This window comes from Dokdonella sp. (assembly GCF_035703485.1).
In the GTDB taxonomy this organism is placed as follows: Bacteria; Pseudomonadota; Gammaproteobacteria; order Xanthomonadales; family Rhodanobacteraceae; genus Dokdonella.
The window spans coordinates 14,853-29,938 of sequence record NZ_DASSYD010000116.1 but is presented as its reverse complement, the minus strand read 5'-3'; the positions used below and the strand labels follow the sequence as shown (position 1 = coordinate 29,938).

General features: G+C 61.1%; 10 protein-coding genes. 5 read left to right on the top strand and 5 right to left on the bottom strand.

All coding sequences use genetic code 11. The features are described 5' to 3' along the window. Positions 1-168 precede the first annotated feature (168 nt). The 5 genes from VFN25_RS08710 (at position 169) to VFN25_RS08690 (ending at position 7,174) form a co-directional block, all read left to right on the top strand. The gene (locus VFN25_RS08710; protein WP_325140904.1) at positions 169-1,017 is read left to right on the top strand and encodes an REP-associated tyrosine transposase; all 849 of its coding nucleotides are present in this window, start codon (positions 169-171) and stop codon (positions 1,015-1,017) included. A gap of 182 nt (positions 1,018-1,199) precedes the next feature. After that, complete coding sequence (locus tag VFN25_RS08705; protein ID WP_325140901.1) at positions 1,200-2,267, top strand: GGDEF domain-containing protein; 1,068 nt, start codon at positions 1,200-1,202, stop codon at positions 2,265-2,267. A 155-nt stretch (positions 2,268-2,422) separates the two neighbouring features. After that, entirely contained in the window at positions 2,423-3,034 is a 612-nt protein-coding gene (locus VFN25_RS08700) for an ECF-type sigma factor (RefSeq protein ID WP_325140899.1), read from the top strand. Next, positions 3,009-5,582, top strand: coding sequence for a serine/threonine-protein kinase (locus VFN25_RS08695; protein ID WP_325140897.1), 2,574 nt, complete (start codon positions 3,009-3,011; stop codon positions 5,580-5,582). Before VFN25_RS08700 ends, VFN25_RS08695 begins: the two co-directional genes overlap by 26 nt. A 98-nt stretch (positions 5,583-5,680) precedes the next feature. After that, positions 5,681-7,174 carry a choice-of-anchor Q domain-containing protein gene (locus tag VFN25_RS08690; protein WP_325140895.1) on the top strand — a complete coding sequence of 498 codons (1,494 nt, stop codon included), beginning with the start codon at positions 5,681-5,683 and terminating at the stop codon, positions 7,172-7,174. A 90-nt stretch (positions 7,175-7,264) separates the two neighbouring features. Here VFN25_RS08690 and VFN25_RS08685 read toward each other — a convergent pair whose 3' ends face one another. The 5 genes from VFN25_RS08685 to VFN25_RS08665 form a co-directional block, all read right to left on the bottom strand. Continuing rightward, positions 7,265-10,210, bottom strand: coding sequence for a two-component regulator propeller domain-containing protein (locus VFN25_RS08685; RefSeq protein WP_414648909.1), 2,946 nt, complete (start codon positions 10,208-10,210; stop codon positions 7,265-7,267). A 467-nt stretch (positions 10,211-10,677) separates the two neighbouring features. Next, on the bottom strand, positions 10,678-13,275 hold the full coding sequence (locus VFN25_RS08680) for a glycosyltransferase (RefSeq protein ID WP_325140891.1): 2,598 nt from the start codon (positions 13,273-13,275) through the stop codon (positions 10,678-10,680). Further along, on the bottom strand, positions 13,275-13,550 hold the full coding sequence (locus VFN25_RS08675) for a hypothetical protein (RefSeq protein WP_325140889.1): 276 nt from the start codon (positions 13,548-13,550) through the stop codon (positions 13,275-13,277). The genes VFN25_RS08680 and VFN25_RS08675 overlap by 1 nt, the downstream gene beginning before the upstream one ends. Continuing rightward, positions 13,547-14,254: an ABC transporter ATP-binding protein gene (locus tag VFN25_RS08670; protein WP_325140887.1), complete on the bottom strand. Its 708-nt coding sequence runs from the start codon at positions 14,252-14,254 to the stop codon at positions 13,547-13,549. Before VFN25_RS08670 ends, VFN25_RS08675 begins: the two co-directional genes overlap by 4 nt. Then, positions 14,254-15,015, bottom strand: a complete 762-nt coding sequence (locus VFN25_RS08665) for an ABC transporter permease (protein ID WP_325140885.1) — start codon at positions 15,013-15,015, stop codon at positions 14,254-14,256. Before VFN25_RS08665 ends, VFN25_RS08670 begins: the two co-directional genes overlap by 1 nt. Between the last annotated feature and the right edge of the window lie 71 nt (positions 15,016-15,086).

Here is a 15,086-nt window from a genome sequence, read left to right as displayed (position 1 = left end):
CCCATTCATATGAATCAGGCGCACATCATCGACATGCTGATGCCCGGTAAAGCCACGCAAGGTATCCGGCAGCAGGTTGAGTTGGCCGCCGACACGATCCGAGTAGTCGCCATTGCGGCGAAGGGGTCAGGTCTAGCAAAGTAGCATCCACCTTGATAGACTCCGATCATGGCCAGACCGCTCCGTCTTGAATTCGCTGGTGCGCTGTATCACGTGACTTCTCGTGGGGATCGTCGTGAGGCGATCTTTGAGGATGATGCGGATCGGGAGCAGTTTCTTTCGGTGCTGGCGGATGTGGTGGCGGACTTCAACTGGATCTGTCATGCCTATTGCCTGATGACCAATCACTATCACTTGCTGATCGAGACGCCCGACGGAAATCTGTCGAAAGGCATGCGTCAGTTGAACGGTGTATTTACCCAGGCCAGCAATCGTCGGCACGCGCGCAGCGGACATCTGTTCCAGGGGCGCTTCAAGGCGATCCTGGTTGACGCTGACAGCTATCTTCTGGAGTTGGCTCGCTATGTGGTGTTGAACCCGGTGCGCGCCGGGATGGTGCGCGATCCTGGCAAGTGGCCCTGGAGTAGCTACCGCGCGATGATTGGCGATGAGTCGGCGCCGGTCTGGTTGGCTACCGACGGTTTGCTCGCCGCTTTCGCCAAGCGACGCGCCGATGCGCGCAAGCGCTACATCCGGTTTGTCGCCGAAGGGAAGGGGATCGAGTCGATCTGGATCAATCTCAACAATCAGGTGTTTCTCGGTGATAAAGCCTTTGTCGCCAAGAGTCTTCGGCGCAAGAAGTTGAGCGATGATTTGAACGTTCCCAAGGCGCAGCGACGCCCGCCTCCACCATCACTTCAGTCCATCGCATCTCGGAATCCGTCACGCGACGCCGCCATCATCGCGGCTCACGCTACGGGCGGATACAGCTATCAACAGATCGCCGAGCATTTCGGCATGCACTTCACTTCGGTAGGTCGCATCGTCAGAAGTAGCAAGGTTCGTCCACGGGCTTGATAGTGCATTGCAACTGGATGAGCAGCAGGGATTGATGGGGCTCAAGTCAGGACCTTCGAGTCACATCCGATTGACGACTCAATGACACACTAATTGACGATCGACGTGCCATTGACGTGTACGATTGGAGCAGGCAGTTCGACAACCTCGTTGTCCGACTGTGATTTCCGCAGGTGCTCATCATGTGGTTTGACAAGATCCGGCAGGACTTCGACCTCGCTCTCGTGGTCATGTTTGGCATCATCACCAACCTCGTGATCCTGCCTTTTGCTGTTTATCGGTTTCTCAGTGGCCAGTTGATCGCAGGCATCATCGATACGTTGATCGTGGCCTCCATCAGTTTCGGCGCGGTGCACGCGTATCGCATGGGAACCTCGCAGCGCGTCGCGCTACTTCTCGCGATCATCTATTCGATTGGCTGCTTCGGCATCAGCTACGTCGCGGGCCCGGCTGGGCCGATGTGGATGTACGCGGTGCTGCTCGGCAACTTTCTGCTGGTCAAACGCAATCGCGCAGTTCTGATCTCCGCAATCGGCATCGCGGCGGTCGAGGCCAGCTCATTGGCGCTTCCCGAGCCCGCCCAGAAAGCCACTTTCATTGGTTCCGCAATCGTCGTCAGTCTGTTCGCATACGTCTTTGTATGGCGTACCGACCTGCAACGCAATGAACTCGAAAACCTGGCATCACTCGATCCCTTGACCGGTGCCGGCAACCGGCGCGGCATGCACACAGAAATCGAAGTCGCGATCGCGACCAGCACGCGAAGCCAAAAGCCACTTGGATTGATCATCTTTGATCTCGATCACTTCAAGCGTGTCAACGACCTTTTCGGTCACGAGACCGGTGACCACGTGCTTGTCCAGGTCGCCGACGCCGTGCGCTCGACCACGCGCAAGAATGATCGCTTCTTTCGCCATGGTGGCGAGGAGTTTGCCCTGCTTGTTCCCGATTCCGATCCGATCGCATTGCACGAGATTGCGGAAAAAGTCCGACTGGCCGTCGAGCGCACTGTTCATTGCGGCGACCTGACCGTCACCATCTCGCTCGGTGCCAGCGTTTTGCGCAGCGGAGAGAGTGCCAGTGAATGGTTGGCTCGCGCCGATGCCCCCATGTATCGGGCCAAGCGCGATGGCCGCAATCGCAGCGTGGTCGATGAGCTCGAATCCGAGACACAGTCGCTGGTGACCAATCGCACACCTGCCGAAACGCTCGATTCGAATTTGAACAGGTCGACGAACGCGATCAGGTAGGCGCTGCGAGTGACGCCGCGAACTTTGCGCAGCGCCCGGTCCGGGGTCAGCCGTGCGTGCATGGAGCAAGCCGCGACAGAGGCATGCTGGCCGAATTGTCTTGGCAAATTTGCCCGATGCACTACCATCGGCAATATGCGACCGCCACGTTTCCGATGATCATGATTTCCGAAGCCGATACGCCAACCGATGACGGTGATATCGAGCGTTTGCTGGATCGCCTCAAGGCCGGCGACAAATCGGCCATGGACGCGTTGTCGACCCTGTTGTTCGAGGATCTGCGACGCCTGGCCCGGGCTCAGCGTCATCGGCTGGGTGGTGGTGAAACCCTGCGTACGACTGCCTTGATCCACGAGACGTATCTGAAGATGCGTCGCAGTGCGAATATTTCGGCGCATTCCCGGAAACACTTCCTGCACACGGCAGCGTTGGCCATGCGCCAGATCCTCATCGATCATGCGCGCTCACAACTGGCGCAGTTGGATCGCCAGCAAAGCGTCCACGCGGAAGCCGAGGATCGCCACGTTGATTTGCATCAGCAAGCGAAACTGGTGCTCGATATCGATGCGGCACTGGATCGCCTCGGCAAGAACGAGCCACGCCTTGTCGAAGTGGTCAACTATCGCTATTTCGCTGGCTGCAGCGAAGACGAAACCGCCGACCTGCTTGAGGTCAGTCCACGCACCGTGCGCCGTGACTGGTTCAAGGCCAAGGCATGGCTCGCCGACGCCCTGAATGCCCATGACAATGCGGCCCGAATCCTCTGAGGCCCGTACACGGGCCTTGTCCCGGGCCCTCGATCAGGTTGCCCTGATCGAGGGCGCCGAACGCGAATCCTGGCTGCAGGAATTGGCCCGGCGTGAACCGGATCTGGTCCGCGACTTGCGTCGGCTGATTGCCGGTGCCGAGGGGCTCGACGCGCTCGATGACGGGCCCGGCCTGCTCGCCGAAAACCTGACTGAAACGCACGGCGTGCTCGCACCAGGAAGCCGCCTCGGCGCGTGGCGCGTGGTCGCACTGCTCGGTCGCGGCGGCATGGGCCGCGTGTATCTGGGCGAGCGTGCCGATGGCGCATTCGAAAAACAGGTTGCAATCAAGGTGCTGCGTCGCGAGCGCCGCCTGGCCGATGCCGTGATCGAGCATGAAAGAGCGTTGCTCGCGCGCCTGGAACATCCCGGGCTGACCCGCTTGCTGGATGGGGGCATCAGCGAGGACGCCGATGCCTATCTGGTCATGGAACTTGTCGATGGCTTGGCGCTGGATGCCTGGTGCACGCAGCAGCAGCCGGATCTCGATCAGCGACTGGACCTGTTCGGGCAGATTCTCGATGCCATCGGCCACGCGCATCGGCAACTGGTCGTGCATGGCGATCTCAAGCCCGACAACCTGATCATCGACCATGAGCAGCGCGTGCGTGTGCTCGATTTCGGCGTCGCTCGCATGCTCGCAAGTGATGGCGCGGATACTCTTCTTGCTGCGACACCAGGCTGGGTGGCGCCCGAATGCGCGGCCGGCGCACCGGCCAACGTAGCATCGGATATCTACAATCTCGGACAATTGCTGAATCATCTGGCGCGTTCGCCGGCAGCATCCATTGATGACCGGATTGCACACGATCTGGCGGCGATCATTGGTCGCGCCACGCGGACCGATCCCGACGCACGCTATTCGAGCGTCGGCAGCCTGCGTGACGATCTGCTCAGTTTTCGCCAGTCGCGTCCGGTCGAGGCGCGTGCGGGAGGTCGCGGGTATCGCCTGCGGCGGTTTGTCAAGCGCCACTGGATCGGTGTCGGATTCGCCAGTCTTCTTTTCATCGTTCTGGTCGGCGCCGGCAGCATGGTCGCCTGGCAGGATCGCATCGTGCGCAGCGAACGCGATACGGCGCGTCTGGAAGCGACGCGTTCGCAGATCGTGCTCGACTATCTGCTCGGCATTCTTGGCCAGGCCGACAATACGGCAGCGGGCAAGCCGGCCTCGCTGCGCAGCCTGCTCAACGACAGCCTCGAACATATCGATTCGGATTTCAGTGCGGACCCGGGCGCGCGACAGGCCCTGCTCGCACATCTGGCCGAAGTGCTGGTGCGCTTGAATGATTTTGCCAGTGCCGAAAAAGTCCTCGAACGCTTCGAACGTGACCTGTCCGGCAGCGAGCCGGCGCAATTGCGCGTGCGCGTGCTCGACAACCTCGCGGTCGTGCGCATGCATCAGGGCCGTCTGCATGAGGCCAGGGGTTTTGCCGACCAGGCGCGTCAACTGCTCACCACGATTGCGGCTGATCAGAGCGGCCAGATGTCCGAGCTGCTGGTCACCGACGCCTTGATCCAGGCGCGGCAAGGCGAGACGAGTGCGTCCATCGATACCTTGCGCCGTGCCCTGGCGCTGCGCCTCAAAGTGTCAGCGGCCAACGCAGCGCAGACCGTGGTTGTGCGCAACAGTCTCGCTGCCGCGCTGATGCGCAACGGGAAAATGGCCGAAGCCTTGCAGGAATACCGACAGCTTGATGCCGCACTCGAATCCAGCCGACGCGAACACAGCCTCGATGCCGCCACCATTTATGCCAACTACGCCAGCACCTCGTTTGCCCATGGCGACTATCAGGAAGCGCGGCGAATGTTCGAGCGCGCGCTGGCGTTGCAGGAGGAATTGTATGGGCCGTCCGCCGCCCTCGCCGCCCTGCTCAACAACTTCGGCAAGCTCAATCTTGAACTGGGCAATCTGGACGCCGGGCGCACGCAGATCCAGCGTGCCGTCGCCATGATCGAGCAGTTCAGCGGCAGCGACAGCATCGATGCGCAACTCATTCGCCTGAGCCTGGGCCAACTGGCACTGACCGTTGGCGATGACGCATTGGCGCACGACAGCTATCGCGAAACCGGCGAGCGACTGGCAGCGGCTCTGGGCGAGGATCATCCCGTGCTGGCACGCGCGCGCTCCGGGCAATTGATTGCGCATGCGCGCGCCACCGGTTTGTCCGCAGAAGATCCGGCTTTCGAGCGCATGCTCGGTACGCTCGCGCTTGACCCATCCAATCGGCGGCCACACGCACAACTGCTTTGCCAACGCGCCGAGTTGGCCCTGGCCCAGCAGCGCCTGGCATTGGCGCGCGACAGCGCCGCGGCATGTCTCGATCTGCGCCGGCAACACCTGGCTGCGAACAGCCCGCCGCTGCTGATTGCGGAATATCTTGAAGCCGAAGCCGCATTCCGGATCGCCCCGAGCGACGCCAGCCGCCAGCGTCGCGATGCGATTCTGCACGAACTCGGCAGCCAGCTCGGTCAAGATCATTTCCTGGTCATGCGTCTGGCCGCGCTCTGAGCAAAGCAGATTGTCGGTTGAACAAACCCATCGCTGCGCATGGCCGCTTTTTCCGCCCGGCTCCGTACCTTCAATGAATACGTTCCGGAGAACCCTGCATGCGCCCCCTGATTGCCGCTCTCGCCCTCGCCCTGGTTTGCCTGCTACCGCTGACCGCCCGAGGCGCCATCATCACCATCAATGTCACCAGCGCCGCCAACAGCGGGCCGAATACGCTGCGCCAGGCCATCATCGACGGCAATGCATTGCAGGCAAACAACAACGTGCCACGCATTCTGATCGATCTCGATAGCAGCACCCCGATCCTGCTGACCTCAGCGCTGCCGACCATGACCGCATCATATTTCGAGATCAAGGGTATCCGCGCAGGCCAGGCGGTGATCGATGGTGCAGGTGCGCACAGAATCCTGACCTCGAGTTCGTCCGTGCTGTTGTTCAGCCTGAAAAACATCAGACTGTTCAACGGCTACTCGACGACTGCAGCGGCTGCCTGCCTCGACATGCCGACCACCACCAGTTCAGGCTTCGCCAACATGGAAGATGTCTGGTTCCAGAACTGCGTTCAATCCACTCCCGGCATAGCCAACGGCGGTGCCATCCGCACCGGCAACAACCTGACCATCAAGAATGCGCTGTTCCAGTTCAACGCGTCGAAAGGCATCAGCTCGACCCAGGGCGGCGCCATCGCGGTCTTTGGCGACTCCGATCTGACCATTCGCGTCAGTCGCTTCTACAGTAACCGCGCCGAGTCGAACGGGTTGGCCGGCTCGGCGCGTGCCAGCGGTGGCGCGATCTTCATGCTGAACGGGAAATCCATCACCATCGAGGACAGCGTCTTTTCCGACAACGACGCCAGAACCCCGAACGACGGTGGCCCCGGAATTCGCTTTGGCGGCGCTCTCGATGTCAGTCTCGATGGCAAACTGAGCTTGCTGCGCACCGCCCTGGTCAGCAACGATGCAGGAGAAGGCGGCGCGATTTACCACACGGGTCCGTTTCCCGGAAATCCTGTCGTCGAGATGCGCAATGTCAGCGCGTTCGACAACCGCGCCATGCGCGGCAACGGCGGCGTGCTGCTCAGCAACAGCCAGTTGATCCTCTACAACAACACGTTCTGGCGGAACAGCGCTTCGCTGGCCGGTGACAATCTGGCCGGCCAGGGCAATGCCCAGATAAGCGCTGCCTACAATAATCTGTTCGCCGCTGGCATCGGTGCCGGCGACTCGTGCACTGGCTACCCGGCCATCTCGTCCGGTTACAACATCGTGCCGGCCATCGAGTGCGGTCTTGGTGGGGGCGGCACAGATATCATCAGCAACGATCTGCATATTCGCGGAGCCTACATCGGGCCGGGGCAGAACTTCACCGTGCAGTTGTATTCAAGCAGTCCCGCGTTCGACGCCGGCAATCCGCTGGCCCCGTCCGACACGACCCTCGCCCGCTGCACGACGACTGATTTCCTGAGTCGGCCACGACCGGCCGATGCCAGCGGCACCGGTGCGACCCCGCGTTGTGACATTGGCGCGCTTGAGGCGCAAAGCGAACCGTCCCTGTTTATTGATGATTTCGAGCCGCGCTGGTTGCGGCCATGAATTCACAATCGCTCAAATAGCGCAGACCTGTCGAATTCGGCATCCAGGGCAAACTCGCTGGAATGCTCGGCAACCCGCGATGCGTGGTACTCAACCCAGGCAGATGCGATCGCGGCCTTCCTGCTTGGCCTGATACAGGGCATCGTCGGCGCGTTGCAGCATGGCCTCCTCGGTTTCCGGTTCGCCATTCCATTGCACGAGTCCGGCACTGAAGTTGATTTGCAAACCCGCGACGCCGGCCCAGTTGCGCTGATCGTGGAAGCGTTGGCGCAGGCGCTCGCAGATGATCTGCGCCTGCTCCAGAGTGGTGTCATGGAAGAGCAGGGCAAACTCTTCGCCGCCGATGCGTGCAGGGACATCGGAGACACGACTTGCGCCACTCAGCAAGCGGCCGACTTCGCGCAACACGGCGTCGCCGATGCCGTGCGAGTGCTGATCATTGACCTTCTTGAAATGGTCAACATCGAGCATGGCAAGAGACACCGGTCGATCGCCTTCACGCGCACGCGCCAGCGCACGTCCGAGTGACTCGTCGAAGACGCGCCGATTCGGCAACCCGGTCAGGACATCTTCACGGGCCTGTTTCTCGAAGGCCTCCGATTGCACGCGTAGTTGATCGAGCAGAGTCGACTTCTCCTTGTCGGCAAGCAGCAGTCGCGCGGCCTGATGTTGCAAATCTTCGGTGCGCTCGTTGACGAGGCGGGTCAATCGCAGGTTGCTGCTGCGATAGCGTCGGAGAAGGAGCAGATAGCCGCCAAGCAGAACGCCAAGGGCAATCAGCGCAGCAAGCAGACGCACGCTCAGACGTTGCCACCAGAACGGTTCGATGTGAAATCGCCAAAGTGCTTCACTTTTGCCCCATGGACCGCCCGGATGCCTGGCAGCGACATGCAGCGCGTAGTCACCTGGGCCGAGGCCGATAAAATCGACATTGCGCTGCCGTCCGCGCTCGATCCAGCCCTTGTCCAGACCATCGAGTCGGGTGCGATAGACGATCCGCTCCGGCAACACGAAACTCAATCCGACATAGCCGACGGAAACCCGCTTGCCACCCGGCAGCGAGATGCCCTGACTGGCGTTGCCGAGCGGCAAGGGTTGAGCCTGCAGGCGCAGACTCTCGATCACCGTTGGCGGAGATGGCCGCTGGCTTTGGCTAGCCAGTCGCGCCGGATCGACATTGCTCAGGCCGCTCGATGTTGCGATCCACAGGCTTCCGTCACGGCGTAACCAAGCCGCTGGCCCGGAAGCGCCGTTGGCCTGTGAGCTGATCATTCCGTCCATTTCGTTGTAGCGCTGGAGTTCGATTTTTGTGCTGCGGCCGTCGGCGACTGCATCAAGCGCGGCATGGGTTGTACGCATGACGCCGCGATTGCTGGTGATCCAGAGATGGCCGGTGTTGTCCGCTACCATCTGAAAGGTGGCATCGACTGGCATGCCTTGTTCGAGGCCGACACGCGCCAGTTCGCCGTTGCGATATCGATACAGGCCGCGATCGGAAATGATCCACATGTCCTCGCCAAGTCGGCGGAAGCCGAATACCGAGCGACCGCCGCCAAGAGCATCGAGGTCGATGCGCTGGATCTGATCTCCGCGCAGCACGCGTGCGCCTTCGATGGTGCCGATCCACAGTTCGCCGGGTTGGCTGTCGAGTGCGGTGGTCAATCCGCTCGGCGCATTTTCGCCCTTGACCCGTTGTACCTGACCATCGCGCAGGCTGGCCACGCCACGTTGCGTGGCCAGCCATGCGACATCATCGGAATCAATTGCAATTGCACGAATATTGCCGGCCGGCAGTCCGACCCGTTCATCGAAGTGCTGGATCTTTCCATTCGGGTCCAGTCGATACAGGCCATCGACATAGGTGCCGATCCAGAGTCGACCTTGATGATCTTCGGCGAGACTCAATACGGATGTCGGATTGCCACTGGTGGTCGGCAAATGGATTGCATGCAAGGAGCCATCGGTATCCATTCGATCGAGGCCTCCTGACGAGGCAATCCAGAGCTGTCCACGCGTATCCTCCATGACCGCACGGATGTAGTTGCCGCTCAAGCCATCGCGCATCGTGACATTGCGGAACAGGGTTTCACGCAAACGAAACAGTCCACCGTTGGCACCGACCCAGACGCTGTCCTCGGCATCTTCGAAAATATCGGTAATCCTGCCTCCCGGCAGATTCAGATTGTCGGCCATGCGCTCAAGGCCGAAGTGATCGGTGAGACGGAACAATCCCTGGTTCTCGGTGCCCAGCCAGAGTTGTCCCTTGCGATCTTCCAGCATTGCAGTCAGACGCCCCTTGTCCGGCACGCGATGCTTGAAGACAGGGCGACCTTGTTCCATTCGATACAAGCTGTCGCCGGCGGCAATCCAGAGCTGCCCATCGGCTGCCACATACGGCCAGGCCAGGCCCTCCGGCAGGCCGAAATCCGCGCCAACGTGCCGGGTCACGTCGTCGCCATCGATGTCCCGATAGAGCAGGCCGCCGAAACTGCCGATCCAGAGTCGGTCATGCCGGTCGACGACCATGCGCCGGTTGGCCATGCGCAGCGGCGAATCCGGCGCGGGCGGCTCGGAGTGGAAGTTGCCGTCGGCATCCAGGCTACCGAGGCCCTTGCTTTCGTAAAGCAGCCACAGCGTCCCTTTGCGGTCCATGGTCATGGCTTGAATCAGCACCTTTGGGAGCTCGGCGGGGCGCGGCGAGAAGCTCAATATGCCGTCGGCATCGCGATGGCCGACATTGCCGCGTGAGTCGCTGATCCACAGCTCACCCTTGCGATCCCGATACAGGGCACCAATGCCATTGTCGAGCAGGCCCGGCTTGCTGGCACGATCAAGAACGACGAATTCGAGCCCGTTGTAGCTGACCAGCCCCTCCCAGGTGCCAAACCAGAGATGACCCTCCGGCGTCTGGGCGATGCCGCGAATCGAGTTGTGCGGCAATCCCTCAACGGTCGTCCAGCGCTCAACCGCATAATCATGCAGTGCGGGTGGCGAAGGCGTTTCGCTGGCGTGCGCAGCCAGTGCGCCAACTAGCATCAAGACGAAAAGCAACAGGATCGCGCGCAGCCAGACGTGAGGATCGGGATTCTTGCTGTACCAGGCACCTATTGCTTCAACCACCTTCGCCTATCCTGATCCGTTCCGGATTGTAGCCTTTCGCAGGTTGCAGATCGTGGCGAGCGTCACGACAGGACCGCTATGGGTGAATTGCCAGATTGAGACAGTCTGCCATTCCGAACCGTGACGGAATGGTTGTTCGTCAGGAATGGTGACGCTACTCATGCCGTCTGTCACGTTGTTCGTGAGGCGGGTATCAAACAGACATCTCACGACGTCGTTTCTAAATCGGTTTTGCGCCGAATGATTCTCAGCAAGCAATGAATTCTTGCGTTTCGTCATCCCGGCGATCGTTGCGAGGATGAGCCTCCACGGAGTGTCATTCAGTTTCGCGCTCGATCGGATCGTCTCCCCAATCCCTGTCTTCGACCATGCCGCTAGGAAATTCAACCGCAAATACTGCCGTTGCCGATGTTGTCGAGGAGAGTCTGCTGCGAAGGAGTGAGTGGAAAGCGATCGAGATCGGTCGTTGTACCGGCAGCGTCTATCCATTCGACAATGGACGCTGCGTCGGGGCGTGTCAGCCCCTGAATTCCTTCGCTTTCGAGTGCGTCGTAGAAAGCATTGGCCGTGGCAACGGGATCGTCGATCAAGGCGTTGTAGTCGACCAGAATCCGGTTCCACCCCGCGCTTCCGCCGAATGCTTCGTTTGTGTAAAGTTCCCAAAGAGCGAGCGCCTGCTCGGCGGACATGCCGTCACGACGTTGCAGTGAAGCGGCCACTTCACGTGGATCGCGAACCACGTGGATGAACAGCGGCCGGGTCAGCAATGGCAGCAGTTCGCGTACGAGCAGACACAGGCGCGGTTCCTTGATGAACCACGGCCGCTTCGGTTCGAGTGTTTCGAGCACGGCGGCGATCTCGCGACGAAATGCATCGATTGCGGCCGCAGGTGAATCCAGGACGGGAGACTTCCAGTCGCCGCCGGCGGCCTGCAGGCGGCGCAGACAGGCCATGTGGATTTCGCCGTGTTCGAAATGCCCGCGTGGGTTGTCGGCGCCACGCAATAGCAACTCATCGGCGCCGGGCCAGGCACCGAACAGCTTGAGCAATCCGCCAACACTCGACGTGCCGGAGCGATGCATGCCGAGGACGACGATCTGACCACTCGGAGGACGTGCAAGGAGACGCGGTTGATGTGGCGCTGCGAGGACTCGCGGTGCACGCAAGGTATTGCCGCGTTCGAGCATTTCGACGAGGCGATCCGCGCTTCGATCCAGATCGTTCTCATCGAGATCGCGCCTCTGCGAACGCGCGGCGCTGGCCAGTTCGTCACGCCGCTTGAAGACATCGCGTATGCGCCAGGCGAGGGCATCCGGATCAGGATCCGCCCACCAGCATCCCGGTTCGGATGGATCCTCGATCGTGCCACGCAGATCCACGGACAAGCCATGCTCGCGAATCAACTGCTGCTGGCTGCCGAAGGCCGGCGCGATCACGATGCGGCCGCAGGCGCTGGCGCTGCGTACCAGCGGGTCCCAGCCGCCGCCGCGGCGAGCACTGACATAGGCATCCGCCGAACTGAAAAGCAAAGTCCGTTCGCTGACCGGAAAGCCCCATCCGTAGATGATGCGCACGCTTGCGCCACGGTGTTTGGCGAGCAGGATTTCAAGACGTTTGCGGATCGCGTTTTCGTCGTTGCCCGGCTGGATGTAGATGATCAGGACGACGCCTTCGTCGATGCGAAAACTGCGCTGGAATGCCTCGACGATCAGTTCGGGAGCATCCCGATCGATCGATTCGACGACGCTCATGAAGACGAATTCCTGCCCGGGCCGGATGGTTGCGGCGAGCTGCGGGTAGCAGTATTCACGATCGACACCGAGCGGGAAAATCTCGATCGGCGTGCGCACGCCGATGGCTCGCAAGCCTTCGGCCTGGAAGGTATCGGGGGCGAGCAGGAGATCGAAGTCGTTGTAGTACCCGGCCCATGTCGGCGGCGGTTGTTGCCACTCGGAAAAGACCAGACCGACGCGATGGCGCCCGCGTGCAGGGATCTGCGATTGCCCCGGCGCGCAAACCAGGGCGACTTCGGGTACGGCTGGAAACGTGCGCCGCGAGGCCAGGCTTAGCCTGAAGTCGCCATCGTCAAGGAGTTCGGGCACGGCGGCCGAGTAGGCCATGCGCAATTCACGTGCGTCGAGACGCCAGAGCAGATCGTGGCTCAACTGCGCGTAAGCGAGCGGCGAACGACTCAGGCCTTGCCAGAGCACGTTGCCGCGATAGCGGTTGATCAGGCGTTGTTGCCAGCGCCCGGCAAACTTCTCGCGGCTGTCCTTCCACAGGCGCTCGCGAAATCCGCCATCGTCTTTGGTCGAGCCGTGCTGATCGTGGCGCAGCGTGACCGCACCGGCGAGGACGCTGGCAATGCCGGCATCAGCGGCACGCAGGCAGTAGTCGGTATCCTCGAAGTAGCTGTGGAAAATCTCGTCGAGACCTCCGATTCGGTCCAGGCAATCGCGGCGAATATAGGCCAGTGCGAAGGCGATTCCCTGGACGCGACGGGTGCCGGGAAATTGGCCGACGTCGATCTCCTGCTGGCCGGATTCAGTCTGCTGGCCCCACAGCGATTCCGGCTCGATAAAGCCGCCCAGGTGAAACAGTCGCTGACCCGGTTCGGGCCCAAGCATTCGGCAACCGACGATGCCGTGATCGGCTGCCGCGTAGGCGGCATCGCGCAGGCGAGCCAGCCAGTCATCCTGGGTGAAAATCAGATCGTTGTTGAGGAGGACAACGTCGTCGTCCGGGCGGGCCGCCGCGATGCCGGCATTCATGCCGCGCACGAAGCCCAGGTTCTCCGGCAGACGCACGAGGCGAACGCGATCCGCGTAGGCTTGCAATGCCGTGGGCGTGTCGTCTTCCGAGCCATTGTCGACGACGATGATCTCGGCCTCGTCGAGTGTTTGCGCGAGCAAGCCATGCAGACAGCGCCGGGTCAGTTCCCACTGATTCCAGGCAAGAATGATGAGTGCCGCGCCGCGCATTATTCGCGAGCCTGGTGGATGCCTTGCCAGGTCAAGTCGAGAGCGCTGCCCAGTGGCGATTTGGCGTAGCTTGCGACCGGCGTCAGCAGCAGGCTGCAGCAATCGTCGGCGAGCGCTGAGTGGCGCGTGCCGATTTGTCTGAGTTGAAGCAGGGCTTCGTGCGCATCGATTTTTTCATTTCCAGTCGCTTGAGCGGCACGGACAAGTATCCGCCTCGGTGTCGTTTGCAGACGTCGAGCGAGTGCGAGCAGCGCATGGATTTCGTCGCGGGTCACGACACTTCTGCGCCGAGATCGAGTTGCTGATGATAGGCCGCGAAGACTTTGTCGCGATCACCTTCGCAGACGTTCTTGCCATGTTCGACCCAGAGCAGGCGATCACACAGTGTCGCCACCTGGGTTTCATCATGGCTGACGAGAACGACCGTGTGGCCCTGGCGCATGCGTTCGCGCAATGCGCTGCCGGATTTCTCCTGGAATTCGGCATCGCCGACCGACAGCACTTCATCGATCAGCAGCACATCGGGCTCGGCCTGCATGGCAACTGAAAATCCGAGGCGCATGAGCATGCCGGAGGAATAGGTCGCGATGGGCTGATCGAAAAAATCACCCAGTTCGGAAAATTCCTGGATCGCTGGCAGGCGTGAAACGATGTCGCGCTGGCGCAGGCCGATCATCAGGCCGGAAAGAATCGCGTTGTCACGCCCGGAGAGATAAGGCGTGAAACCGACCGCCAGCGACAACAACTGGCAGGAAACGGTGCGCCTGCGCATGTGTCCGCGATCCGGCCGCAGAATGCCCGCGATCACGCGCAGCAAGGTGCTCTTGCCCGCGCCATTGCGGCCGATAATGCCGAGACGCTCACCTTCGTGCAGGCGCAGGCTGACATCTTCAAGCGCCCAGAACTTGCCGCTGCCGACGCGCCGCTGCGCGCTGAAGGCAACGCCGACATGCTCGAGTTCGATCAGTGGCTGTTCCATCACGCCGCCAGCTTCGGATAACGCGGAGCCAGCCGCAAGACCACGCCGATACCGATGGCGCAAATGACCATCGAAATGAGGCTGACCTTGAGCAAGGCCAGCCAGTTTGGCCATTGCGCGTGCATGAGAATGCCTCGTGTTGCATCGAGCAGGGTCACAACCGGGTTCAGCTCGAACCACGGCTTCAGTTTCTCCGGGATGTCATCCAGCGCAAAGACCACGCCGGAGAGAAACATGACCGCGGTCAGGATTTGCTCGATGACGAAGCGCAGATCGGGAATCAACGGGATCACCGCCGCCATCAGAAAGCCGACGCCAGCCGAAAACAGCAGGGTCGCGACAAACACGGCTGGCAAGGCGAAATAGGTCATGTTCGGCTCGAATCCGGCGATCCAGAGCACAACCAGAAGCAAGCCGAATATGTAGAAGAACTTGATCGTGTCGGCGAACATCTGGACCAGCGGAAACACCAGGACCGGCAGGTGTACCTGACGAATCAGGCCGAGGTTGCCCCAGATCGCATAACCGCCATGGGTGATGCAGGATTTCATCCATTGCCAGAGGGTCAGGCCGACCAGCAAGAACGGCAGATAATCCGGTCCGCCCGTTTTCAGGATTACATCGAAGACGAGCCAGAATGCGACCATCATCATGGCCGGTTCGGCGACCCACCAGATCAGGCCAAGGTAGCTGCGCGAACGCTCGGCGCGCAGCTCGGCATAGGTGCTGAAGCGAATCAGTTCGACTAGGTTCTGGCGCATGGTGGAGTAGTTTGCGAGGGGCGTTGAGGATACCGGATCGGCGAGGCTATCGAGTCTCGGTGCGGACTCCG

What these genes read in the sequence shown, in the direction of transcription:
- VFN25_RS08705 (WP_325140901.1), top strand. Translation starts at nt 1,200, where the DNA reads ATGTGGTTTGACAAGATCCGGCAGGACTTCGACCTCGCTCTCGTGGTC.
- VFN25_RS08665 (WP_325140885.1), bottom strand. Translation starts at nt 15,015, where the DNA reads ATGCGCCAGAACCTAGTCGAACTGATTCGCTTCAGCACCTATGCCGAG.
- VFN25_RS08680 (WP_325140891.1), bottom strand. Translation starts at nt 13,275, where the DNA reads ATGCGCGGCGCGGCACTCATCATTCTTGCCTGGAATCAGTGGGAACTG.
- VFN25_RS08690 (WP_325140895.1), top strand. Translation starts at nt 5,681, where the DNA reads ATGCGCCCCCTGATTGCCGCTCTCGCCCTCGCCCTGGTTTGCCTGCTA.
- VFN25_RS08695 (WP_325140897.1), top strand. Translation starts at nt 3,009, where the DNA reads ATGACAATGCGGCCCGAATCCTCTGAGGCCCGTACACGGGCCTTGTCC.
- VFN25_RS08670 (WP_325140887.1), bottom strand. Translation starts at nt 14,254, where the DNA reads ATGGAACAGCCACTGATCGAACTCGAGCATGTCGGCGTTGCCTTCAGC.
- VFN25_RS08710 (WP_325140904.1), top strand. Translation starts at nt 169, where the DNA reads ATGGCCAGACCGCTCCGTCTTGAATTCGCTGGTGCGCTGTATCACGTG.
- VFN25_RS08700 (WP_325140899.1), top strand. Translation starts at nt 2,423, where the DNA reads ATGATCATGATTTCCGAAGCCGATACGCCAACCGATGACGGTGATATC.
- VFN25_RS08685 (WP_414648909.1), bottom strand. Translation starts at nt 10,210, where the DNA reads ATGCTAGTTGGCGCACTGGCTGCGCACGCCAGCGAAACGCCTTCGCCA.